The organism is Kribbella sp. NPDC051718, from assembly GCF_040681515.1.
GTDB lineage: Bacteria > Actinomycetota > Actinomycetes > Propionibacteriales > Kribbellaceae > Kribbella.
Genome location: NZ_JBFAYZ010000004.1, coordinates 214,342 through 236,859, shown reverse-complemented (window position 1 = coordinate 236,859; position 22,518 = coordinate 214,342). Strand labels below are relative to the sequence as shown.

Below are 22,518 nucleotides of genomic sequence, written 5' to 3'. Positions count from 1 at the left end.
TGCCTGCTGCCGCTGCGCTGAGGTCGTAACAGTTTGTGTTTGCGCGACTCGCTCACAAGCCGAGAATCCATCCTCGATCCGGGCTGACCAGGACGCTGCGATCGGGTCCCAGCTCGACGGTCATCTCGTGAAGCGGGAACCGCCCAGCTTGTTCCCACTTGCTCTGGACGTGTTCGAGCTCGTCCCATAGCCGCCGCGGTCCGCTCTGGTGAACCGTGCCGCTCGCTCCTTCACCGCGTGCCCAGGAGCCGTCTGCGGCGAGCAGCCACAGGATTTCGGTGCCGTCGTCGCAGGTGGTGGAACGGTTCTCGATATCGGGGCTGTCGAGTTCGTACAGGCAGCGCAGTTCCCAGTCCGTCCACAGGTCGGGCATCGGACCGTTCACGGGACGTACGTGGTCGCCTGTCTGGTCGCGCGCGGCGGCGTAGACCTCGTCGAGCCTGCCGGGATAGTCAGACTCCTGACGGGGGACGGCCCGGCACGCCACGCGTCAAGGGCGCGCGCACTACGCGCGTCGGCTACGCCGATCTTCGACCCTTGACCCGCACCGCACCGAACCTAAGGTCGGCAGCTATCGGGGCGATGCGGCAGGTGTGCCCGCGGGAGCCGGTGGTATGCGCCAGGTCCGCGGAGGCAGGACCTACTTCTGCTCCTTCTGCGGCTGGGGCTGCGGCACGGTCTCCTTGCTCACCATGCCCCCGGCGGAGGCTTGAGCTCGGATGCAGGCGTGTTACTCGCCGGATACCCGCCGCCACGAATCGACGTCGGCTCGGTCGAGTTGCTCTTTTCGGTCATTCGTCAACCTTCCATGTATTCAAGAAAGACGATCTCGTCCCAGCGGACGAGCATGCCTACCCCTCGAAGTGCGGGCGCACCAGACCCTTCCTTCAACTTGAGGAATCCCGCATCGTCGACTTCTGCAGTGTCGGCGAGATAAATCTCTTGGATCTCAGGATACCCCGAGGCATAGCTGATCTTGGAACCACCGCTTGCGGTTGGATTCCCGCCCCATGCACCCCATACCCATGTGCCGTCGCGCAGTTTCAGTCGAATCCACCCTTTTAGGTTCTGTTGGCCGAACAGGTGGTCCCACGCCCGCGGAGATGGTGATGGGCCCGTTAAGAGCTTGGTCCAGGTCTGACGGGCTCGGACCGCGTACCCGATAAATCCGCCTGCAGCCCAGGGAATAGCGAGCATGACCGCGGCGGCAAGGATGATCCACAAGGGGAGTGGCTTCCCGGCTTTGAGGTTCCCTGTCACCACAAAGCGGCGATACCAGTCATAGAGAATCCAGCTGTACAGCACAAAGAAGACCGCCGCTGCGCCCGCGAGGCGGATTAATCGGTCAGCGACATGGCTGCCGGAGCGACTGACCTGTTGCTCGTATGCCCAAGTGAACAACGCGCCAGGCAAGATCGCTATCAACAGTACGGCCGCCGCCTGAAACGTATTAGGCATGTCATCCTTCCTCAATGCCGCACAGTCAAACGTTTGCACAACCTCAGCGTGCTCGCTATAAGAACCAGAGATTGTTAAAAAGTCGATGTTTCTAACAGACATGCTAGAGATTGACACCTATGTGTCAAATGAAGCCACGGCAAACCCCGGCGTGCCGGCTGCTGCGTGGGCTCGCTTGGCCACACGTCGATCAGTTGCAAGGAGTGAGACGCGTCGGCTGTTTGCTGGACCCGATGCACCTGGGCTTGACCGCTACCGCCGATACACCGGAAGCTTTGACCTGGGGGGACAAGCGTCCCCAAACGCACCATGCAGGGGGATCGCGATGGGTGGGCTCGACAGCGTTCTGCGTAGTTCGTCGGAAGTCATTTACGACAGTGGACCGGCACGCTGCAAAGAAGTTGACCGGTACATTATGGATGTTCTTGAGCACCGCCATGGTGGTGCTAGGGGTGCGCGCCAGTACGCGAAGTCGCTGAAGGCTGGGCCGATGGTCCTGGAGGCCAACTGGGTCGTCAGCGACAAGGCCTTCTACTACGCGTATATCTATTTGCCTGATCTCCTCCGCTACGGGTGGGGTGATGTCACTGGTATCTCCATCGAGAAGACGAGGTTTCCCGCTGGTGGCTGGTTGACCCTTGACACCCTGAGCGACGGGCTGGTGAGGATCCACATGGGTCCGCAGGCACTGGGAATCTGTAGTTCTGTCTACAACAACGCCCGGACAGTTGGCGGCTGAAGGAGCGTCACCGTCGCGCTCAAACCCTGCTATGGGTGCAGCAGCGAAGTGCAGCAACCGGAGCAACCAGCAACGGCCAGCACGTGCCAGTCGTGAACTCCGCCGTGCCTTAGACAACCTTCGGCGGCCATGCTGCCCCGAGTTCGCGATGAGGGGCCAGGGCTCGAATTCCCTCTGCTCCGCCCAGCAGACAGACCGGTCTCACCGCTTGGGAGACCGGTCTTCTACTTTGTGCGGCGAAGTGCGCCTACGCGCCCGCCGCAGGCCCTCCTCCGTCGCGGGTTTGGGTGTTTGGGCGCGGGTTGCCCGCTGCCGAGGGGTAGGCGCTGAGAACTCGCAAGCCTTTCGTAGGCGCACTTTGGCGTCGCGGCGCAATGGCCTGTCTCATCGCAGGTTGCTATGCCATGGTCAGTGTCAGCCCGAAGAGGTAGGACCGTAGGTCGTCGACGTTGATGCTCAAGCTACCGGCTGACGACTTCACGCCAATACCTTCGTCTCGGAGGCCCTGCAGCACCTTGCTATGAAGGAGCGATGCCTCCCGAGGGATGCCGTCTGGCTCGTCTGTCTTATATCCAAGGCGTGCAAGGTGGACGCATGTGTTGCGGTATCCCCAATCGGTAAGCAAGCCCAGCTCGTGCAAGCGGTGAGTTAGAGCGAGGGCTGAGACGCGCCAGATCGACTTCGCGTCCAGAATCTGAGGGACAGTTGGGTGTCGAAGGCCTTGAGCCACTACTGAGGCGCGTGGCATTAGGAATGCGGCGGCGAAGGCGTTTGCTTGAGCCTCGACCTCGGGACCATGTGGGACGACATGCTCGCCGTGCATTACAAGGTGGCCGAGTTCGTGAGCTACGTCAAAGCGTCCTCGCTCGCCTGACTTCTCGGTGTTGAGGAAGATGTAGGGCTGTCCTCGCCAGTTCAAGGAGAAGGCGTCCAGCGACTTCGTGTCCGCTGGCAGTGAGTACACGCGGATGCCATGAGCCTCCACGAGATGGACGGTATTTCGGATCGGACGCTCGCCAAGACCCCATCGTGCGCGGAGCGTGGCGGCAGCAGCTTCCGGGTCGTACCGCGTAAGTGTCGGGACGCTCGGTGCAGGCAGATCGAAGCGCTCCGCTATCCACCGATCGAACATGAAGGCAACTCGTCCAGCACTCAGAGCAGCATCCCGTTGGCGAGCGCTCATTTTCGTCGCTGCTCGGAAGCTCACGGAGTCCTCTGGGATCTCGTCCAGCTCATCCCCATGGAAGAACTGAATTGGAAAGTCGAGGATGTCGGCGATCGTCCGAAGAGACTCCGGTGGAGGTAGCCACTCTCCGTTCTCGTAGGCGGACAGTGTCCGGGAGCTGATCGAAGTAGATTTTGCTAGGGCCGTCAGGGTCAACCCGCGACGTTTGCGGGCAATTTTGAGCCGTGTCGGCGCAATCACTGGCTCACTCACGCTCGACGGCTGACCGGGACCTCATAAGCGGCTTCGTCGAGGGAGAAGTCTCCGTCGACGACCGGAATAGAGTCGATCCGCGGGCCAGGATCGCGCGGCATGGGCGGCAGGATGATTCGCACGTCCCAATCATCTACGTAGGCGCCGTCCATACTGAGCGGCAGGGAGAGCTCGGCCCGGATCTCGTCCTCCGCAGGCCAATAAAGGAACAGCCAGGTCAACAAGTCTTGCGACTTGCGCTCAGGTTCGAAGGCCGCGCCGAGATCGAACGCCAACTGCTGGTTGCCGGCGACGGCGTCAGAGATTGTGGCACCCTTCGGGTTCTTCGTCGTAGGCTTCGCCGCCTCGTTGCCGGTAGCCGCGTCTCCGGAGCTCACAACCACCGCAAAGTCCCGATCAGGGCTAATGGCTCGGCTCTGGTTTCGAGGATTGTCGAAGTCCCAACCCTGAGGTAAATAAGCCTCACGCAGAAATCGGACGGTACGTCCGTAACGCATGATGCCTTCCATGAACGGAGGGTCGAGCCGGGTGCATGTCGCAGCTTCGGCATCGGCCTGTCGGAGGATCTTATGGATCGACTCCACATCAAGACCAAGCTCCGAGAGGCGATCGATCGCTGCCTCATCGGTTAGCACAACAGTGCTCACAAGACCTCCTGGTCTGGACTCAACTTCCGGAAACGCTACCTCATTTGAGGTCAAGAAACGAGAAGTTCACCGGCGCGGCGGATGCGAGTTGCGGGCTGGCCGCCGGGGAGGGTGGCACGAGCACGGGTCGGGTGTCGATCCTGCCGACTCAGCGTCAAGTCGACCAACCGTGGCGGCTCCGTTGTGGACGGCCGGGTGGGCGCCGTGCAGTTAGCGTGCGTCGCTCGTATGGGCCGGGCTAGGCGCAGGTCCACCAAATCAGGGCCCGTCGCACCCTGGTCGGGCGATGCGGCCAGTAGTTGAGGGGCAAGACGCTAGTGCTGGGCGCGAGTACGGGGGAGGCCGCCCGCAGCGCCGCCAGCTCAACTCCAGTCGGCTACCCCGGGGGACCCAGCCGCCGTGGTTCGGGTGGGCTCAAGACGGGGGTACGCAAGACGAGTACGGGTGGGGGTATGTACCTGTGCCACCAATGCAAACGCCGGTCGACTGCCGTCGGGGCCGAGGTGCCAATGGTTTGGGTGGGCTCAGGACGGTGGGGCGCAATACGAGTACGGGTGGGGGATAGAACGCCGGCGACCACCCGCGCAAGCTAGGTGGTCGCCGGACGTTTGGTTAGTGGGCCAGTAGGCAGCCGGACTTGTTCAGGTCGATGGTGCGGGTGGCGGTGAGGCAGGTGTAGAGCCACCAGGTCTGCTGGCCGTAGGCGGCGCCTTGGTCGACGGTGATGTTGCCGTTGGCGTCTACCTCGCAGGGGTTGTTCAGGGTGCAGCGGGCGCCGTCTTCGTTGCCGGTGTTGTTGACGCCGATGACCTGACCGGTGGAGGTGCTGACGATCGGGGAACCCGAGGTGCCGCCGATGGTCTCGCAGCCGGGCTGGCGGTACTTGATCGAGCTCTTGAAGACCCAGCCGCCTTCACGCAGCTCGGGGATGGTCGACTGCACCGAGCAGGTGTAGATGCGCTTCCAGTAGCCGGAGACGACGGCCATGCCGGCGCCATCAGCGGGCGCGGCCTGGGCGAGGGTCAGCGGGTCGACGTTCAGCCGGGACTTGATCGCGGCGTACGTCTCGGTCAGCCGGTAGAGAGTGATGTCGGTCTTGGTCATCGTCGAGTACAGGACCCGGTTGGCCCGGACGGTACCGGCGTTGCTCGAGCTCGGGCGGAGCAGGGTGAACGAGCGGGTGGAGGACCGGTTGACGATCACCTGGCCCGGGCTGGGCATGCCGCCTTCGTAGCAGTGACCGTTGGTGAGGATCAGCGCGGAATCGGTCGACAGCGATCCGGCGTACCGGACGAGTGAACCGGAGCAGTTGCTGAGTGCCGCGATACCGGTGTAGTCGGTGCCAGGTGCGGCGGCGACGGCCGGTCCGGAGGCCTGTGGTGAGACCTCGACGGCGAGTGCCTGGCTGCTGCCGAGCAGCGCGGCGCTGAGCGCGACGGTGGTCGCGGCAAGGGTACGGAACAGTCTCATGGGCGGTTTCCTGTCCTCACTAGTGTGCTCGCGGTCGGGGGCGGCGCGAGCAGGCCGTAGTCGGCCCAGGACTCTTCGTATCCGATGCACCCCGGTCGGGGCCATCACCTACGGATGAAAAGTTCCCGCCAGGCCGTACTACAGGGGTAAACCTGCGGCCATGTCGGTGTCTGCACCCGGTAAACGGGCTGTTACCCTTCGTCTCCGGATCCGCCCGGCTCGAACCACGGCACCACCCGGTACGTCGTACCGGATGGGAGTGGGAACAGGAGGCATGTCGGCGCGCCTGAGAAGGTGGAGTCGTCACGCCACGGGAGAACGGAAGGACTTATGCCGCAGGAGAAGCCAGACCTGCGCAGTCTCAGCGAGCCGGTACGGTTCAAACGGGCCCTCACGCTGCTGCTGATGACGCTGCTGCTGCCCGGATCCGCGCAGATCGCAGCCGGCAGCAAGAAGGCGGGCCGGTGGGTCTGGCGGGTGCTGGCCGGGATCGTGGCGCTGGTGATCTTCGTCATCGTGCTGTCGCTGATCTGGCGGGCCGGCGCGATCAACCTGATGGTGTCGCCGAAGACGCTGCGGTTCATCCAGATCCTGCTGATCCTGCTCGCGATCGGCTGGGCGGCGCTGTTCGTCGACGCGTACCGGCTCGGCCGGCCGCTGACGCTGGAGCGCAATCACCGGCTCACCACCAGCATCATCGACGGCGTACTGATCGTGTTGGTGATGAGCGTGCTGATCTGGGGCAGCACGATCGTCTCGACCCAGCGCGACTTCGTGGCGTCGGTGTTCGGCAACGGCAAGAAGTCCGAGGCGGACAAGGGCCGGTACAACGTACTTCTGCTCGGCGGCGACTCGGGCGCGGACCGGATCGGCACCCGGCCGGACAGCATCACGCTGGCATCCGTCGACGCGAACACCGGGCGTACCGTGCTGATCGGCCTGCCGCGCAACATGGCCCGGGTGCCGTTCCCCGCCGGTACGGCGCTGAACCAGAAGTTCCCGAACGGCTTCCACTGGACCGACTGCGCCGAGAACTGCCTGCTGAACGGGGTCTACACGTACTCCGCCGAGCACCCGGCCCTGTTCCCCGGCGACCCGAATCCGGGCGTCACCGGTACCAAGCAGGCGGTCGAGGCGATCACCGGGCTGAAGGTCAACTACCACGTACTGATCGACCTGGCCGGCTTCCGCGATCTGCTCAACGCGGTCGGCGGGATCACCCTCGACGTCGGCAAGCGGGTGCCGATCGGTGGCATCGGCGGGCCGATCAAGGGGTACATCGAGCCGGGCGCGAACCAGCACCTGGACGGCTATCACGCCCTCTGGTTCGCGCGGTCGAGGGCCGGTGCGACAGACTACGAGCGGATGACCCGGCAGAAGTGCGTGATGACGGCGATGCTGAACCAGCTCTCGCCGACGACGGTGCTGACCAAGTTCCAGGGCATCGCCAAGGCGAGCAAGAAGGTGGTCAACACGGATATCCCGGCCGGCGACCTCGGTACCTTCACGGACCTGGCGCTGGACGCGAAGAAGCTGCCGGTGTCAAGCTTCTCCGCGGTCCCGCCGCTGATCAAGACCGGCAATCCCGACTTCGCGCTGATCAAGACGAAGGTGGCCGAGGCGATCGGAAAGTCGGAAGCGCTGGACAAGTCGTCCGATCACGGAGACGGTAAGAAGACGAACGCACCGAGTAACAGCACCACCAAGAAGGCGACCACGCCGGCCAAACCCGGCAAGAGCAGCAGTACCCCGTCCAAACCCGGTAACGACGTCGATGACGTCGCTTCGATCTGTAAGGCCTGACCTGAACATGTCCTTGTCTTCCTGGCCCCCCGTCTCCGTCGTGATGCCGGTGCTGAACGAGGAACGCCACCTCGAAGAGGCAGTAGGCCGCGTACTCGACCAGGAGTACCCCGGCGAGCTCGAGGTGGTGCTCGCGATCGGTCCGAGCAAGGACAAAACCCAGGCGATCGCCGCGCGGCTGGCCGAGGCCGACAAGCGGATCACGATCGTCGCGAACCCGACCGGCAAGACACCGGCCGGACTCAACACGGGGATCGCGCACGCCCGGCACGACATCGTCGTACGGGTCGACGGGCACGGCGTACTGACCCAGGGCTACATCACCCGGGCGGTCGAGGTGCTGCACGAGAGCGGCGCCGACAACGTGGGCGGTGTGATGGCGGCAGAGGGTCGTACGCCGATCGAGATGGCCGTCGCGTGTGCCTACCGGTCGCGGCTCGGTCTTGGCGCGTCCACCTTCCACCAGGGTGGGAAGGCGGGGCCTGCGGACACCGTGTACCTGGGTGTCTTCCGGCGTGAGGCGCTGGAGCGGGTGGGTGGCTTCGACGAGTCCATGCACCGGGCGCAGGACTGGGAGCTCAACTACCGCATCCGCAAGACCGGCGGGCTGATCTGGTTCAGCCCCGACCTGTCGGTGACGTACCGCCCGCGCTCGTCTCTGAAGGACGTCGCCAAGCAGTTCTTCCACACTGGCCAATGGCGCCGCGAGGTCATCCGCCGCCACCCCGAAACCGCCAACAAGCGGTACCTCGCCCCGCCCGTCGCTGTCGTCCTGCTCGCCCTGGGCACCATCCTCGGCATCATCGGCCTGGCCACCGGCTCCGCCATCCTCGACCTGGGCTTCCTGGCCCCTCTCGGCTACGCCCTCCTGCTGATCTTCGGCTCAGCCATGGAAGGCCGCTACCTCCCCTGGAAAGCCCTCTTCTGGCTCCCCCTGATCTGCGCCACCATGCACATCTCCTGGGGCCTAGGCTTCCTCATCGGCCTCCAGGAACGCCCAGCCCCGCCGGCAACAGCACCCGGCGCGCCAGGGGCAGCCGCCTCGGCGTAGTACCGGACAGCTCCTCGTAGTTCCGGGCAGCTCCTCCGATGGTCTGGGGGAGCTACCGGGCTGCGGTTGCTTCGCGGGTGTAGGCGGCTACTACTTCCTTGACGTCCCCGTCCATCCGGAGGATGCCTTTGTCGAGCCAGATGGCTCGGTTGCAGGTGTCCAGTACTACGTCGAGGCTGTGGCTGACCAGGAAGACGGTGCCGGCTTCGGAGCGGAGGTCCTTGATCTTTTGTTCGGAGCGGACGCGGAACTCGGCGTCACCCGTCGCGAGGGCCTCGTCGACCAGGAGGATGTCGTGGGTTTTGGCGGAGGCGATCGCGAACTTGAGGCGGGCCGCCATCCCGGACGAGTACGTCGACATCGGCAGGTCGATGAAGTCGCCGATGCCGGAGAACTCGACGATCTCGTCGTACCGGGCGGTGATCTCGGCCGGTGACATGCCCATCGCCAGGCAGCCGAGGACGACGTTGCGGTCGCCGGTCAGGTCGTTCATCATCGCCGCGTTGACGCCGAGCAACGACGGCTGGCCGCCGGTGTAGATCGCGCCCGACGCGGGCGGCAGCAGGCCGGCGATGGCGCGCAGCAGGGTCGACTTGCCGGAGCCGTTGCGCCCGATGACGCCGATCGCATCGCCCTTGTACGCCGTGAACGTGACGTCCTTGACCGCGTGCACCTCGCGGATCGTCGGCCGGTCCTGGCGCTTCAGGATCCGCCGGAACGCGGTCGCCGCAGTCCCCTTGCCGCCCTGCCCGGCGATCACCTTGTAGATGATGTTGACGTCGTCGGCGATGACGGTCGGAATCTGTTCAGCCACGGCCGTACCGATCCTCGGCCCGCCAGAAGAACACGAACCCGCCGACCAGTACGACGACCGCCCACGCGGCCGCGATCGACCAGGCGTGCGGCAGCTCGTTGCGCGCGTGCTCGCGGAGCAGCGATCGGCGTACCAGATCGATGTACGCCGAGATCGGGTTGAGCGACAGCACCTGGATCACCCAGCCCGGCGCGTCCAGCGCGCGGAGCTTGTCGGGGATCGAGAAGAAGATGCCCGAGGCGTACAACCAGGTCCGGGTCACGAACGGCAGCAGCTGGCTGATGTCGGACACGAAGGTCCCGATCCGGGCGAAGATCAACGTCATCCCGAGGTTGAACATGGTCTGCATCGCCAGCGCCGGTACGACCATCAGCCACCGCCAGCTCGGCCCGTCGGTCAGCCCGACGAACGCGAACAGGATCGCCATCGAGACCAGCATCTGGTTGAGCTCGTTCACCACGTACGCCAGCGGCAGGGTCGCCCGCGGGAAGTGCAGGGTGCGGATCAGCGACATGTTGAGGGCGAGCGATCGCGACCCCTCGGTCATCGAGCGCTGCGTGTAGGTGAAGACGAACATCCCGCAGATCAGGAACGCGGCGTAGTTGTGGATGCCGTTCTTGGTGCCCAGCAGGACGCCGAAGGCCAGGTAGTAGACGGCGGCGTTCATCAGCGGCGTGAGTACTTGCCAGACGGAGCCGAGGCGCGCACCGGCGTACAGGGCGTAGGTGCGCGCCCGTGCATAGCTGAGGATGAACTGCCGGCGTCCCCAGAGTTCCCGCAGGTAGCCGCCGAGTGGTGGTCTGGCGGAGCTTCTGGTCAGGCCATGTCGCTCTGCCAGCGCCGCCAGGTCGACGGTCTCGGCCGGCCCGGCCGCGTTAGACATGCGGGCCAATCTAGCGGCCCCGGTTGCCGACGCTCACATCGGCGGGCCGGTAGCTGTCGCGGTGCGCCCGGTTGCGCCGTAGCGTGTGCGGGTGAAGCAGAGCCGCCCTTCTGATCTTTCCGAGGAAGAACTCGGATTCCGCATCCGTGGTCCAGTGCGCTGGCTGCTGCCGTCAGTGCTCGGCAGTATCGGCGTCAAGGCTGTCCTGTCAGGGATCTTCGGCGCGTACGCCGACAAGCGCGAGCTGCAGAGTTCCTTGCCCGCGGACTTCTACCAGCACGGTACCGACGAGTTGTGGTTCGACTTCGTGGCCGATCTGGGGGACGGGTTCGATGCGACGTACACGGTCGCGTCGTTGCTGGCTGCCCCGGAGTTGGAGCCCGTCGACGGGTTGCGCCTTCCGCGCGCTTCGCTGCTCGTGATGGGTGGCGACGAGGTCTACCCAGCCGCGTCGTCGACGGCGTACGAGGATCGGACGAAGGGCCCGTACGGCGCTGCGCTGCCGGACCCGGTCGACCCGCCGACGCTGTTCGCGCTGCCGGGCAACCATGACTGGTATGACGGGCTGACTGCGTTCCTGCGTGTCTTCGCCCAGCAACGCGCGGTCGGCGGCTGGAAGACCGAGCAGGGCCGCAGCTACTTCGCGATCGAACTCCCGCAACACTGGTGGCTCGTTGCCATCGACACCCAGTTCGGCGGGTACATCGACGCGCCACAACTCGCCTACTTCCGGGCCGCGCTGGCCGGGATGCAGGCCGGCGACGCGGTGATTCTCTGTACGCCGACGCCCGCGTGGGTGCACGCCGGCGCGGGCGAGGACACGCACGAGTACGACACCATCCGCTTCTTCGACCGCGAGATCATCCAGCCGATGGGTGGGGTGACGCGGGTGATGCTGTCGGGGGACTCGCATCACTACGCCCGGTACGCCGAACGCGACGGCAGCGGTCAACGGATCACGAGCGGCGGGGGAGGGGCGTTCCTCTCGGCGACCCACCTGCTGCCCTCGTCGCTGACCCTGCCGCCCAAGGTTTCCCGGGTCGCCGATGTCAACGAGGTCGCGACCTTCGACCGGGTGGCGACCTACCCGACGGCTCGCGAGTCTGCGCGGCTGGCGAAGGGCATCTACAAGCTTCCCTTCCGCAATGTCGGCTTCTGGGGACTCACTGCCGGGCTGCAGACCGTGCTCGCCCTGCTGGTTCAATTCGGCCTGGCTCTGTCGCCGGACGGCATCTTCGGACTCATGGCCGTCTGGACCCCAGCGGCTTTCGGCGTGGTCTTCACGATCTTCGCCGGAATCCTCTTCGCCCGCTTCGGCCTGAAACGCAGCGGCCGGGCCGCCGGAGTCGCCGGCTTCCTGCATTCCCTGGCCCACTTGGCGTTGATGGTCGCCTGGGCAGCCGTACTGTTCCGCCTCAGCCAATCCGCGGCCGACTGGATAACCGTCCTCGTCACCCTCGTGGTGACTCCCGTCGTCGTCGGCTTCGTCGACGCCGAACTGGTCGCCGCGTACCTGCTGATCGCCGGCAAGTTCGGCTTCAACGTGAACGAACTCTTCGCCGGCCAGAGCATCGAGGACTACAAGGGCTTCCTCCGCCTCCACATCTCCCGCAACGGCGATCTCACGATCTACCCCCTGAAGGTCCCCAAGGTCTGCCACACCTGGAAAGCCGCCCCCGACGCCCCGCCAGAAACCCCGTGGCTGATCCCCACCCGAGGCACCCTCCACACCTCCCTGATCGAACCGCCGATCTCAGTACCCCGCAAACGCAACCCCACCACCGCCGTCCTGTAGAAGCACCCACCCCTTTCGATGTTGTGCTCTGCGTCCCGCTCGACAGGAGGTGCCGCCGATAAGCCGGTATCTCCGTCCGATGCTCAGCGTGGGTGACCGACCGCCGCCGGAGCACCTCCTGTCGACTGGGCCTCATCCCAGGTAGTGAGATGACTCCCCGGAGTGATGGGGAAAAGTTAAGTTTGTGTATCTGCTTACTCGACTTTCCCGGAGGTCCGGACCATGAGCGTGACCGATGAACTGCTTGCCAACGCCGAGCAGTACGCGGCGACCTTCGACAAGGGTGACCTGCCGCTGCCTCCTGGCAAGCACGTCGCCATCGTGGCCTGCATGGACGCCCGCCTCAACCCCTACGGCCTGCTCGGGCTGAGTGAGGGCGACGCGCACGTCATCCGCAACGCCGGTGGCGTGATCACCGCCGACGAGCGCCGCAGCCTGGCGATCAGCCAGCGCCTGCTCGGCACCAAGGAAATCATCCTCATCCACCACACCGATTGCGGCATGCTCACCTTCACCGACGACGGATTCAAGGCCGACATCCAGGCCGAAACCGGCCTCAAGCCCGACTGGTCCGCCGAAGCCTTCGCCGACCTCGACGAAGACGTCCGCCAATCCCTCCAGCGCATCGCCGCCGACCCCTTCATCCCCGTCAAGGACTCGGTCCGCGGTTTCATCTACGAGGTAGAAACTGGCCGCCTCCGCGAGGTCAAGAACTAACCCCTCGTCGCACCTCAATAAACCCAGGTCGCTTCGGTGACCTGGGTTTCTTATGTCCGCCACATAACCCCGACGGTTGCTACTCCTCAGCTGGATCGCTACAGTCGATTTCTGTTAGTAAGGTTTCCTAATAGTTTCACCAAGCTGGGGGACGGTATGCGCGGTCTTGCCGTGGTGGTGGCGTTGACGGTACTCGGCGGAAGTACGGCCGTCGCCGTCGCACAGACGACGATGGGGCCGGAGGTGACGAGTGCCCGGGTCGCCAAGAACATCATCTACATCCAAGGCGACGGCATGGGGCTGGGGCAGCGCGACCTGATCCGGCTGGCGCTCAAGGGCCGGTACGGCGAACTCGAGCTCAACAAGCTGCCGGTCGCCGGGCTCGTGCGCACCACGTCGGAAGACCCGGACGAGATCGTCACCGACTCTGCGGCCTCGGCGACAGCGTTGGCGACCGGGCACAAGACCCGCAATGGAGTCGTCGGTATGGACTCGAAGGGCCGCCCGGTCGAGACGATCCTGGAGCGGGCGAAGCGGGCGGGGAAGTCGACTGGGCTGGTCACCACGGCCCAGGTGACCGGTGCCTCGCCGGCAGCGTTCGCGGCGCATGTGCCGAGCCGTGATCTGCAGAGCGACATTGCCAGGCAGTACATCGAGAACATCCGGCCGGACGTCCTGCTCGGGGGCGGCGAGGACTGGTGGTACCCGAAAGGCAATCCCGGGCTGTGGCCGGACAAGCCCGGCGAGGAAGAGAGTCGGAGCCCGTACGGCAACCTGGTCGAGAAGGCGCAACGTACGGGGTACACCTATGTGCGCAACGCCGACGAGCTGCGCGCCACCCGTTCGAATCGGCTCCTCGGGCTGTTCTCCAACGAGGACATGGTCGACTACGGGCCGGACGGCGTCGGCAGGTACGCGCCGCGGGTGCCGCTGCAGCTGATGGCGCGCAAGGCGCTGGACGTGCTTTCGAAGAACCCGCGCGGCTTCTTCCTCTTCCTGGAGGAGGAGGGCATCGACGGGCTGTCGCACGAGAACAATGCCCACGGGGTGATCGACGCGGGCCGGGCGCTCGACAGTACGGTCGCCGAGGTGATGCGCTTCGTCGCCACCCACCCGGACACGCTGGTGATCATCAACGGCGATCACGAGACCGGTGGCCTGAGCATCGAGAACTACGACAGCGACGAGACCGACCCTCGCCAGGACGGCCCGTTCCCGATCCCGGGCTCGAAACTGCGCTTCACCGTCGACTGGACCACCAACAGCCACAGTGGCTCCGACACTCCGTTGACAGCCAGCGGTCCGGGATCGGCTCGGTTGGGCCGGGTTCAGGACAACACCGAGGTGTACTACGCGATGCGGGCCGCTGCCGGACTGTGAGCCGGCTGTCAGGCGTCGACCTTGAAGGGGTCGTGTTCGGAGAGGAGTTTGTCCAGCCGGGCCTGGTCCACCCGGTTGGTGACTTCGGATAGCTCTTGCCGATCCCGGACGACCTTGCACAGCGTCACCGTCGACGTGACGAGGTACAGGAGGCCGAGGGCGAGGAAGGCGCGGATCCAGCCGGCGGCGGGGAGGTACACGATGGCGATGGTCATGGCGGTCATCGAGAGGGCGAAGGACAGGATCGCCTGGAGGTAGAAGGCGGAGGTCTGCGAGGGCTGGATGGGTTTCGTCATGGGCTTATCGTCGGGGCGGGTGTGGCGTCGGCGCATGAGATGAACTACTCAAGGTGAGGGTGCGGGGCTTCGGCTGTTGGGGTGGTGTCGGGGAGTCCTGGGCTGGGGGCGTGGGCTGGGGCCGTACCGTTGGGGGGTGAATGGGATTGCGGGGCGGGTCGATTCCGTGCAGCGGAAGCGGCGCGTGCTGGGGTTTCCGTTGGCTGTGGTTTACAAGTTCTTCGACGATCAGGGCAGTTATCTGGCGGTGATCGTCACGTACTACGCGTTCGCGGCGATCTTTCCGATGTTGCTGATCTCGTCGTCGGTACTCGGTTTCGTGCTGCAGGGGAACGAGGATCTGAAGAACGCCGTGTTGCAGTCGGCGCTCAAGGAGTTCCCGATCGTCGGGACTCAGCTGGCGACGCCGCAGGGGCTGCAGGGGAGTACGCCTGCCGTGATCATCGGAACGCTGGCCGCGTTGTACGGCATCATCGGGCTCGGGCAGGCGGTACAGAACGCCGTCAACGTGACCTGGGGAGTACCGCGCAACGGGCGGCCTGATCCGTTCCGCGGGCGCCTCCGGTCGGGGGCGTTGCTGGCGCTGGCCGCTCTGACGGTACTGAGTTTCGCGACGCTCACCGTACTAGCCTCTGGTAAGGCGCCGCTCCCCGGCGGAGTGGCGGAAGGCATGGGGTGGCTGGTCTCGATCGCCTCCGTTCTGGTCCTGACAGCCATGCTGACGCTCGTCCTCCGCCCCGGCGCCAGGCCGCGGCCGCCGCTCCGGAAGGTTGTTCCTGGAGCATTCTTCACCGCTGTCGGCTGGCACTTGCTCGAACGCCTCGGCGGCATCTACGTCGACGATGTCCTCGCCAAGGCCAGCGAGGTGAACAGTGTGTTCGCCCTGACCCTCGGACTGATCGGCCTCATCTACGCGGCGTCGGTGATCGCCGTCATCGGCGCGGAACTCAACTCGGTGATAGTCCATCGCCTGTACCCGCGCTCGCTGCTGGCTCTCTTCACCGACTCGGCTGTCAATCTGACGCCGGCCGACCATCGGGCGTACGCCATGTACGCCCAGGCCCAACGCCACAAATCAACCGAAACAATCGACGTCACCTTCAACCACCCAGACGTCGACCCACCCCACAACCCGGACCCCTCGGCCGACTGAGTTCCGCACGCGATTCCCCACGCGGCCTGGCTACGCGGGCTCCTCCGTCGCTCCACAGACCGCTCCCACCCACCCTGATTCGCGTGCTGCGCCCGCTCGGAAACGGTCGCCGCTCCCCACCCCCAGCTCCCGCGGTGCTCCTCCGTCGCCCCGCCCGCTGCCTCGCTCCCCACCGTGCCCTCGCATGTCGATGACTGTCAGCGCTCTACGAATTGCTCTCGAAGACCGGCCCTGCGCTTCACCATCACTCGCGAGCGCACCTGTGTATCGAATCCGACCCCTCAGTACCCTCAAGGGGTAGGATTCGATACATGGAGCTATCTCGCCTGGGGCATCGGATGGCATCGCTGCCGCCCACGTTCACCACAGCGCAGGCTCGCGAGGCCGGCCTATCTCCCCGGGATCTGGCGACGCTGGTCAGCGACGCAGTGGTGGATGAACTGTCGCACGGCGTATACCGGCAGACAGAGGCCCCCGAGACCGCCCACCCCGATCTGCTGGCAGTGCATGCCAGAGCTCCTCACGCCGTCATCTGCGACGAGTCCGCCCTCGCTCTTCATGAGCTGATCGACGACATCCCCTCGGCTGTCCATATCGCCGTACCACGTGGCAGCGTCCGCCCCGCAATCTCGTATCCACCGGTCGTGGTGGCGCAGTACGCGGTCAAGAACTTCACCCTCAACATCGAGCAATACGAGGCGGCCGCAGGAGAATTCGTCCCGGTCTACGATGCGGCCCGGAGTGTGGTCGACGCCATGCGACACCGCCATCGCATCGGGCAAACGCTGGCGCTGGCGGCACTCGGCCGCTACTTGAGAACCAGCGGGCCGGATGGGATCGGCGATCTCCAGCAGATCGCTCGCGAGCTGAACGCCCTCTCCATCATTCGGCCAGCCATCGAAGCGGTGCTTGCCTGATGGTCAATCCCACTCGTGACAGCACCGCCGGCCGGGTCTACAACGACCTGCGCAATGCCGCACGCCGCGCTGGCCGCTCGACCGACGAAGTCATGATCGAGTACATTCTTGAACGCTTTCTCTACCGGCTGGCCACATCTCCAGCGGGCGGTAGCAACTTCGTCCTCAAAGGCGGCCTGCTCCTGGCGCAGTTCGGCGCACGCCGGGCGACGCGGGACATCGATATTCTCGGACAAGCGTTCAGCGGTGACGACACTGAGATCATTCGGCGAATCACGGAAATCGCTGGGACCGAGGTCGACGACGGCGTGCTGTTCGATGCCGCGAGCCTGAAGACCGTTCCGATCCGTGAAGACGGCCGCTATCACGGTTTGCGCCTCGTGATGCCGGCCTCCATCGCCGCGCCCGTCTCAAGTTGCAGCTCGACGTCAGCCTCGGCGATCCCGTCACCCCAGAACCCCAGCTCATCGAGTACCAGCAGCTACTGGCTGCAGAGGGCTTCAGCATTCTCGGCTATCCCCTCGCAACCGTAATCGCTGAAAAACTCTCCACAGCCATTGAACTTGGCGACCTCAACACCCGCGACCGGGACTATGGCGATCTTTACCGCCTGCTGCGAGGCAATGCCCTCGACGCCAAAGAAATCTCGACTGCTCTCGCGATCACGGCAGCGTACCGAGGGATCACCCTGAGATCACTCAGTTCAGTCATCACCGATCTTCCACAACAACGACAGTCCTCCTACACGGCCTGGCTACGACGTCAAGGCTCGGCTGCATCTGGATACCCGGCCGACTTCGCGGACACGGTCAAGCTGGTCGCAGCCTTCGCAGACCCACTGATCAGAGGCGAGGCACAGCACGGAAGGTGGGATCCAGACCAAGGCCGATGGGTCTGACCCACAGTTGCCCACGCAAACCCAGGCGCACGCTCGGGAAGCGGGCTGTGCCCGAGGGGCCGGCGTGCTGCGTCTGCGGCGGCCGGTCCAGCGGCGGGGGCGTAGGGGTTATGGCCAGCCGAGCACGGAACGGGAGTTCCACGGATGCCGCTGAATGCCCGATGAGGTGAGGCGCGATGCGGGTGTTCTCACCAAAGCGCGCGACGGAGGAGCGCGCCCAGGGTGGGTGGGAGCCGCCGAACGTGGTCGCGACGCATGAGCGGCCATCGGAGGCGGCGTGGGGAACGACGGAGCGCCCGCCAATTGGGTTGGCGGGCGCTCGGCGTACCGGGGTTACGGAACCCAGTGGTTGTGGGTGACGGTGATCATTACCTGGAGTTGGATGCTTGCGGCGTAGTAGCTGTTCGTCGCGATCGGGGTGGCGAGCATCTTGTTCCAGATGGCGTCCAGCCAGGCTTGGCTGCTGGAGTCGGTCATGGCGGTGACGGCGAAGGGGGCGAAGAAGGCGGCGTCGCTGCTGGAGTCGATTGCGGTGCCGTTGAGTTTGTAGCCGGTGGCGATGCTGTTGGCGTTGCCGCCGGTCTTGGACTTGATCCAGGTGTTGAGTTTGCGGGCCGCGGTCAGCGACGCGCTGTCGCCGCTGGTGACGGCGTCGGCGCCGATGCGCCACGGGTCGCGGCAGGCGTTCCACCAGAAGGCGCCGTCGTTCGGGTCTTCGAGGACCTGGCCGGTGGCCGGCTTCGGGGTGGTGTTGGTGTTGATCACGAAGTCGGGCAGCAGGCCAGTGGTAGCCGCATAGTTGGCCTGCAGGGACGCGGTGACGCTCTGATGCTTGGTGCGGATGGTGTCCCAGACCGAGTTGCCGGTGGCGGCACGGAAGGCGCGGAAGTGGTCGATCATCCAGTCCGACGTACGGGACATGTTGTACGTCGAGTCGCCCGAGGTGCTCCAGTCGCCGAAGGTGAGGAGGTTGGTGTTCGGGTTGATCTCGCTCGCCTTGATCGCGTTGATGTGCTTGATCGCGAGCTGCTTGTAGTTGTACGTCCCGGCGCTGCCCCATTGCCGGTCGGCCAGCAGCAGGCCGTAGGCGACGTCCATGTCGCCGTCGGTGGCGCTGTCGGAGCCGTTGACGCTCTGGCAGGAGGTGTTCTGCTCGGCGGCGAGCAGGTCGGCGTTGTTCACCGAGGGGTGGGCGAGCATGTACTTGACCAGGCCGTCGAAGATCGTCTTCGCGGCCGGGTCGGCGCCGGCCATGGTCGCGGTGATGACCATGCCGTAGCCCTGGGCCTCAGCGACGTACGGGTGGTCGGCGTCGGGGGAGATGATCTGGTACCAGCCGTTGCCGCAGTTCTGCTTGACGAACGCCGACTTCCACTGCTGGTAGTAGTCGATCACCTTCTGGTCGATCGCGGCCTGGCTGCCCGACGGCGTCAGCATCCCAGCTGCGTAAGGGATTGTGTGACTGCCGAACGGAACTGCCGGTCCGCCGCCGCCACCGGCCTGCGTGGTCGCGGTGACCGTGTTGCTCGCCCCGGACGTGTTGCCGGCGGCGTCGCGGGCCTTGACCGTGTACGTGTAGGAGGTCGAGGCGGTACGGCCGGTGTCGGTGTAGGCGGTACCGGCGACGGTCGCGACCTCCGCGCCGTTGCGGGAGATGACGTACCCGGTGACGCCGACGTTGTCCGTGGATGCGTTCCAGGCAAGGGAAACGCTGCTCGAGGTGGTACCGGTCGCCGCGAGGTTGCCCGGCGTACTCGGTGGTGTGGTGTCGGGGGTACCGCCGCCGATCGAGCCGTAGACCTCGAACTCGTAGAGCGAGTACCCGTACGCCGTACCGCGCGCCGTCCCGTAGACGCGGACGTACCGGCCGCTACCCGACAGCGTCAGGTCGTCGGTCGCGCCGTTGCCGGTCGTGGTCGAGAAGACGTCGGTCCAGCCCGTCGAGCCGTCGGCCGAGGTCTGGATCTTGTACGACTTCCCGTACGCGGCCTCCCAACTCAACTTGACCCTTGAGATGGTCGCGGTGGCGCCGAGGTCGACCCGGATCCACTCGGGATCGTGGGCCTCGACGCTGGCCCAGCGGCTGGTGGCATTGCCGTCGACGGCCTTGGTGGCCTCGAATCCGGTGCCCTCGATCGACGAGGCGGTGGCGGGCTTTCCCTGGGAGAGCAGGGTGTCTGCGGCCACTGCGTCGGTCGACGCGGAGCTGGCCAGCGCGGGTATTGCGAAGAGAAGTGAAGTGGCGACCGCGGCAGCGGTCAGCCCTCGAGTCAGGTACGACATCAGCGTCCTCCGGGCGGTGGGGGAAAGGACCTGCAGCAACAATCGTTAGGAAACCTTCCTAACGATTAGCCGAAGGTAAATCCCCACCCGACGGAGCGCAAGACCTCGACGCAGATCAGTACTGAGGGCGGGGGGAGGAGCCGGGGGGCCGCGTGGACTAGGCGGTGAGGCGGGTTCGGAGGTTGTCGAGGTCGGCGGAGGTCAGGCCGGCTTGTTCCAGGTAGGGGATTGGGCCCCCGTACTTGGTGTCCAGGTGGCGGAGGATCGCGGTGAGGGATTCGGGGCGGGTGTCTCGGTACTCGATCAGGTGCGGGTGCAGGGACTCGTCTGGTTCGGCCGCCAGCTGTTCGGCGAGCATGCCGGCCATGCGGGATTGGGTGAGGGCGTAGTCGGCGACGATCTCGTCCTCGGGGACGCCTGCGATGATCAGGGCGAGGGCGGCGACTATGCCGGTACGGTCCTTGCCGCCGTAGCAATGGATGATCACTGGGCCGTCGGGGGCTTCGGCGATGGCACGGAGGGCGGCGGCGAAGCGGTCGGGGTGAAGGTCGAGCATCAGGTTGCAGGACTCGACGATGGTGGTGTGGTCCTGCGGGTCGGCCGGGTCCTGGACGGGAACGTGCAGGCCGAGAGGGTCGCCGGTGAAGGGCGTGGGGAAGCGTGAGATCTCGGCGGTGGTGCGCAGGTCGATGATGCGGCTCACGCCGGTACTACGGACCGCCGCGACCCCCTCCTCGGACAAGAACTGCAGGCAGTCGGAGCGGATCAAGGCACCGACCCGGATGGAGCCGCCGTCCGCGGTAGGCAGCCCGCCGAGGTCCCGGGCGTTGCGGCAGTTGGGCCAGTCGAGATGCCGGTCGGCAGTCACTCGTCCTCCAAAACGGCAGTGATCCGGTCGTTCAATGCGTTCGCCTTCGCCGTGATCCGGGATGGGGTCAACGCGGATTCCTCCAGCACGGTGAAGCGGCCCGGCCGGGTCTGGGGTGCATAGCCGACCACCCCTTCGAACTCCTCGAGGCTGAAGCCGAGATCTGACGGCCGCACCGGCAGCCCATGGCGATGCAGGCAGCGGACAGTCGCCTCGAAAGCCGGCAGATCACCACGCAAGAACCAGGCGAAGGCAGCTCCGACGCCGACCTGTTCCCCATGAAAAGCCCGCCGCGCAGGATGCAGCAGATCAATAGCGTGCGAGATCTCGTGGCAAGCCCCGGACGACGGCCGCGAGGTCCCGGCGACGACCATCGAGATGCCCGACAGGATCAAGCCCTCGGCCAGAACAGTCAGAAACGCGTCATCAGAGACAAAACCGGGGTGATTCATCACCGCCTCGGCAGCGGTCCGGGCCAGCGACACGGCCAACCCGTCGATCTCCTCGCCCCGCAAGGCATGCGCAGTCTGCCAGTCCGCGATCGCCGACAGGTTCGAAACGATCTCGCCGATCCCCGAGCGCACCGACCGCACAGGCGCGGCGGCGATCAGATCGAGATCGACCAGCACGGCCAGCGGCGCCGGTACGCCGTACGAACCGCGCCCGGCGTCATTGTCCAAAGTGCTGATCGGCGACGCGATCCCGTCATGCGCGAGGTTGGTGGCCACGGCAACCATCGGCAACCCGAGTCGCGCGGCCGCGAACTTGGTGACATCGAGCACCGTCCCGCCGCCGATTCCCACGACCGCGTCATACCGCTCCCGCCGGATCTGCTCGACCAGCTTGATCGCCGTATTGATCGTCCCGCCGTCCACCGTGAACCAGTCGGCCCCGGCCAGCCCGTCGCGGAAGGTCGACTGCACGATCGGCCCGTACGTCGCCCCGACGGCGATCGCGACCCGCCCCGACGTCGAGATCCGCTGGTCGGCCAGGATCGCCCCGAGCTCAGCCAGCGCCCCGCGCCGGACGTCGACCACCAACGGCGCCGGCACCATCCGCGCGAGCAAAGGCATGACGGCTAGCCAAATCCGAGAATGCGACGAGCGCGGGCCAGGTCGTCGTGATTGTCGATCTCCACCCAGTCGACGGCCCCGATGCCCGCGACGTCGATCCGATGCCCCTGATCGACCAGCAACTGATACCCGTCCTCGTAGTACAGGTTCGGATCCCGCTCCCAGGTCGCCTTCAACGCGTCCGCCAGGACCACCGCGGCCGACGGCTCGAGCAGTGTGACGCCGATGTACTCACCAGATGCCGAAGCGGGATCAATCAACTTGGTGATCCGCTCGACGCCACCCGAAGCGGAGCAGATCACCTTCATCTCCTCGTCGGCCAGCGTCTTCTCGGTGTCCAGGGCGAGAATGATCGAGCGATCCTCGCCACGAGCGGAAAGCAGCGCCTCCTGCACCGACACGGGATGCACAGTGTCCCCGTTCGCCAGCATCACGCCGCCGCCGAGCAGATCGCGCGCACACCACAGCGAGTACGCGTTGTTCCACGTCTCGGCCTTGTCGTTGAAGACCAGTTCGAGCTGTACGCCGTACCGCTCCTCGAACCCGGCAACCCGCGACTCGATGGCCGCCGCCGCGTACCCGACGACGATCGCCACATCGGTGATCCCGACCGCCGCGTAGTTGGCCAGCGTCAGGTCGAGCACCGTCGTCTCCGGGCCGATCGGGACGAGTGCCTTGGGCAACGTGTCCGTGTACGGGCGCAGGCGGCGGCCGGTACCGGCGGCGAGGACGAGTCCGATCATCCGCGCATCCTAGGTTGGCCTGACCCCAAACGATGCCACTCGGCGCAAGATGATCGATTATGTTTGAACGTGAGTAGTTGTGTGGTTAAATG

General features: G+C 65.5%; 22 protein-coding genes. 10 read left to right on the top strand and 12 right to left on the bottom strand.

Going from position 1 to position 22,518, the window contains the following annotated elements; translation table 11 throughout:
- Positions 1-52: 52 nt before the first annotated feature.
- Both AB0M15_RS16700 and AB0M15_RS16695 read right to left on the bottom strand, forming a co-directional pair.
- The gene (locus tag AB0M15_RS16700; RefSeq protein ID WP_363818981.1) at positions 53-487 is read right to left on the bottom strand and encodes a hypothetical protein; all 435 of its coding nucleotides are present in this window, start codon (positions 485-487) and stop codon (positions 53-55) included.
- Positions 488-798: 311 nt separating this feature from the next.
- Positions 799-1,560 (bottom strand): DUF6338 family protein, encoded by a 762-nt coding sequence (locus AB0M15_RS16695; protein WP_363818978.1) that lies wholly within the window; start codon positions 1,558-1,560, stop codon positions 799-801.
- A gap of 223 nt (positions 1,561-1,783) precedes the next feature.
- Between AB0M15_RS16695 and AB0M15_RS16690 the strand changes: the two genes are divergently transcribed.
- Positions 1,784-2,197, top strand: a complete 414-nt coding sequence (locus AB0M15_RS16690; RefSeq protein WP_363818975.1) for a hypothetical protein — start codon at positions 1,784-1,786, stop codon at positions 2,195-2,197.
- A 397-nt stretch (positions 2,198-2,594) separates the two neighbouring features.
- On the opposite strand, the gene AB0M15_RS16685 is transcribed toward AB0M15_RS16690, so the two are convergent.
- From AB0M15_RS16685 to AB0M15_RS16675, 3 genes are all read right to left on the bottom strand, one after another.
- A complete protein-coding gene (locus tag AB0M15_RS16685; protein WP_363820236.1) occupies positions 2,595-3,623 on the bottom strand; it encodes an XRE family transcriptional regulator in 1,029 nt (342 codons plus the stop codon).
- An 8-nt stretch (positions 3,624-3,631) separates the two neighbouring features.
- Entirely contained in the window at positions 3,632-4,282 is a 651-nt protein-coding gene (locus tag AB0M15_RS16680; protein ID WP_363818973.1) for a hypothetical protein, read from the bottom strand.
- A gap of 612 nt (positions 4,283-4,894) precedes the next feature.
- Complete coding sequence (locus AB0M15_RS16675; protein WP_363818970.1) at positions 4,895-5,752, bottom strand: serine protease; 858 nt, start codon at positions 5,750-5,752, stop codon at positions 4,895-4,897.
- 330 nt (positions 5,753-6,082) lie between these two features.
- Between AB0M15_RS16675 and AB0M15_RS16670 the strand changes: the two genes are divergently transcribed.
- Both AB0M15_RS16670 and AB0M15_RS16665 read left to right on the top strand, forming a co-directional pair.
- Entirely contained in the window at positions 6,083-7,555 is a 1,473-nt protein-coding gene (locus AB0M15_RS16670) for an LCP family protein (RefSeq protein WP_363818967.1), read from the top strand.
- Positions 7,556-7,562: 7 nt separating this feature from the next.
- Positions 7,563-8,606 carry a glycosyltransferase family 2 protein gene (locus AB0M15_RS16665; protein WP_363818964.1) on the top strand — a complete coding sequence of 348 codons (1,044 nt, stop codon included), beginning with the start codon at positions 7,563-7,565 and terminating at the stop codon, positions 8,604-8,606.
- A gap of 52 nt (positions 8,607-8,658) precedes the next feature.
- Here AB0M15_RS16665 and AB0M15_RS16660 read toward each other — a convergent pair whose 3' ends face one another.
- Together AB0M15_RS16660 and AB0M15_RS16655 are read right to left on the bottom strand one after the other, a co-directional pair.
- A complete protein-coding gene (locus tag AB0M15_RS16660) occupies positions 8,659-9,420 on the bottom strand; it encodes an ABC transporter ATP-binding protein (RefSeq protein WP_363818962.1) in 762 nt (253 codons plus the stop codon).
- Positions 9,413-10,303 (bottom strand): ABC transporter permease, encoded by an 891-nt coding sequence (locus AB0M15_RS16655; RefSeq protein ID WP_363818959.1) that lies wholly within the window; start codon positions 10,301-10,303, stop codon positions 9,413-9,415. Before AB0M15_RS16655 ends, AB0M15_RS16660 begins: the two co-directional genes overlap by 8 nt.
- Positions 10,304-10,394: 91 nt before the next feature.
- On the opposite strand from AB0M15_RS16655, the gene AB0M15_RS16650 reads away from it, so the two are divergent.
- From AB0M15_RS16650 to AB0M15_RS16640, 3 genes are all read left to right on the top strand, one after another.
- Complete coding sequence (locus tag AB0M15_RS16650) at positions 10,395-12,098, top strand: metallophosphoesterase (protein WP_363818956.1); 1,704 nt, start codon at positions 10,395-10,397, stop codon at positions 12,096-12,098.
- Between the two features lie 222 nt (positions 12,099-12,320).
- Positions 12,321-12,815 (top strand): carbonic anhydrase, encoded by a 495-nt coding sequence (locus tag AB0M15_RS16645; protein WP_363818953.1) that lies wholly within the window; start codon positions 12,321-12,323, stop codon positions 12,813-12,815.
- A 156-nt stretch (positions 12,816-12,971) separates the two neighbouring features.
- On the top strand, positions 12,972-14,195 hold the full coding sequence (locus AB0M15_RS16640) for an alkaline phosphatase (RefSeq protein ID WP_363818951.1): 1,224 nt from the start codon (positions 12,972-12,974) through the stop codon (positions 14,193-14,195).
- 8 nt (positions 14,196-14,203) lie between these two features.
- On the opposite strand, the gene AB0M15_RS16635 is transcribed toward AB0M15_RS16640, so the two are convergent.
- Positions 14,204-14,491: a YiaA/YiaB family inner membrane protein gene (locus AB0M15_RS16635; protein ID WP_343983461.1), complete on the bottom strand. Its 288-nt coding sequence runs from the start codon at positions 14,489-14,491 to the stop codon at positions 14,204-14,206.
- Between the two features lie 136 nt (positions 14,492-14,627).
- Here AB0M15_RS16635 and AB0M15_RS16630 point away from each other — a divergent pair, with 136 nt between their 5' ends.
- The 4 genes from AB0M15_RS16630 (at position 14,628) to AB0M15_RS16615 (ending at position 17,459) form a co-directional block, all read left to right on the top strand.
- Positions 14,628-15,644 (top strand): YihY/virulence factor BrkB family protein, encoded by a 1,017-nt coding sequence (locus AB0M15_RS16630; protein WP_363818948.1) that lies wholly within the window; start codon positions 14,628-14,630, stop codon positions 15,642-15,644.
- Positions 15,645-15,955: 311 nt separating this feature from the next.
- The gene (locus tag AB0M15_RS16625) at positions 15,956-16,561 is read left to right on the top strand and encodes a type IV toxin-antitoxin system AbiEi family antitoxin domain-containing protein (protein WP_363818946.1); all 606 of its coding nucleotides are present in this window, start codon (positions 15,956-15,958) and stop codon (positions 16,559-16,561) included.
- Positions 16,561-17,094, top strand: coding sequence for a nucleotidyl transferase AbiEii/AbiGii toxin family protein (locus AB0M15_RS16620; RefSeq protein ID WP_363818943.1), 534 nt, complete (start codon positions 16,561-16,563; stop codon positions 17,092-17,094). The genes AB0M15_RS16625 and AB0M15_RS16620 overlap by 1 nt, the downstream gene beginning before the upstream one ends.
- The gene (locus AB0M15_RS16615) at positions 16,977-17,459 is read left to right on the top strand and encodes a nucleotidyl transferase AbiEii/AbiGii toxin family protein (protein ID WP_363818941.1); all 483 of its coding nucleotides are present in this window, start codon (positions 16,977-16,979) and stop codon (positions 17,457-17,459) included. The genes AB0M15_RS16620 and AB0M15_RS16615 overlap by 118 nt, the downstream gene beginning before the upstream one ends.
- 333 nt (positions 17,460-17,792) lie before the next feature.
- Here the strand turns inward: AB0M15_RS16615 and AB0M15_RS16610 are convergent, their stop codons facing one another.
- The 4 genes from AB0M15_RS16610 to AB0M15_RS16595 all read right to left on the bottom strand — a co-directional run bounded on the left by AB0M15_RS16610 (position 17,793) and on the right by AB0M15_RS16595 (position 22,426).
- The gene (locus AB0M15_RS16610) at positions 17,793-19,742 is read right to left on the bottom strand and encodes a glycosyl hydrolase family 8 (RefSeq protein WP_363818939.1); all 1,950 of its coding nucleotides are present in this window, start codon (positions 19,740-19,742) and stop codon (positions 17,793-17,795) included.
- 157 nt (positions 19,743-19,899) lie between these two features.
- Positions 19,900-20,610 (bottom strand): tyrosine-protein phosphatase, encoded by a 711-nt coding sequence (locus AB0M15_RS16605; RefSeq protein WP_363818937.1) that lies wholly within the window; start codon positions 20,608-20,610, stop codon positions 19,900-19,902.
- Positions 20,607-21,683, bottom strand: a complete 1,077-nt coding sequence (locus AB0M15_RS16600; RefSeq protein ID WP_363818935.1) for an iron-containing alcohol dehydrogenase family protein — start codon at positions 21,681-21,683, stop codon at positions 20,607-20,609. Before AB0M15_RS16600 ends, AB0M15_RS16605 begins: the two co-directional genes overlap by 4 nt.
- Positions 21,684-21,688: 5 nt before the next feature.
- A complete protein-coding gene (locus tag AB0M15_RS16595; RefSeq protein ID WP_363818933.1) occupies positions 21,689-22,426 on the bottom strand; it encodes a phosphocholine cytidylyltransferase family protein in 738 nt (245 codons plus the stop codon).
- Between the last annotated feature and the right edge of the window lie 92 nt (positions 22,427-22,518).

Coding starts and splice junctions, on each gene's coding strand:
- AB0M15_RS16695 (WP_363818978.1), bottom strand. CDS start 1,560: ATGTCTGTTAGAAACATCGACTTTTTAACAATCTCTGGTTCTTATAGC.
- AB0M15_RS16690 (WP_363818975.1), top strand. CDS start 1,784: ATGGGTGGGCTCGACAGCGTTCTGCGTAGTTCGTCGGAAGTCATTTAC.
- AB0M15_RS16675 (WP_363818970.1), bottom strand. CDS start 5,752: ATGAGACTGTTCCGTACCCTTGCCGCGACCACCGTCGCGCTCAGCGCC.
- AB0M15_RS16670 (WP_363818967.1), top strand. CDS start 6,083: ATGCCGCAGGAGAAGCCAGACCTGCGCAGTCTCAGCGAGCCGGTACGG.
- AB0M15_RS16665 (WP_363818964.1), top strand. CDS start 7,563: ATGTCCTTGTCTTCCTGGCCCCCCGTCTCCGTCGTGATGCCGGTGCTG.
- AB0M15_RS16655 (WP_363818959.1), bottom strand. CDS start 10,303: ATGTCTAACGCGGCCGGGCCGGCCGAGACCGTCGACCTGGCGGCGCTG.
- AB0M15_RS16645 (WP_363818953.1), top strand. CDS start 12,321: ATGAGCGTGACCGATGAACTGCTTGCCAACGCCGAGCAGTACGCGGCG.
- AB0M15_RS16640 (WP_363818951.1), top strand. CDS start 12,972: ATGCGCGGTCTTGCCGTGGTGGTGGCGTTGACGGTACTCGGCGGAAGT.
- AB0M15_RS16635 (WP_343983461.1), bottom strand. CDS start 14,491: ATGACGAAACCCATCCAGCCCTCGCAGACCTCCGCCTTCTACCTCCAG.
- AB0M15_RS16625 (WP_363818946.1), top strand. CDS start 15,956: ATGGAGCTATCTCGCCTGGGGCATCGGATGGCATCGCTGCCGCCCACG.
- AB0M15_RS16620 (WP_363818943.1), top strand. CDS start 16,561: ATGGTCAATCCCACTCGTGACAGCACCGCCGGCCGGGTCTACAACGAC.
- AB0M15_RS16610 (WP_363818939.1), bottom strand. CDS start 19,742: ATGTCGTACCTGACTCGAGGGCTGACCGCTGCCGCGGTCGCCACTTCA.
- AB0M15_RS16600 (WP_363818935.1), bottom strand. CDS start 21,683: ATGCCTTTGCTCGCGCGGATGGTGCCGGCGCCGTTGGTGGTCGACGTC.
- AB0M15_RS16595 (WP_363818933.1), bottom strand. CDS start 22,426: ATGATCGGACTCGTCCTCGCCGCCGGTACCGGCCGCCGCCTGCGCCCG.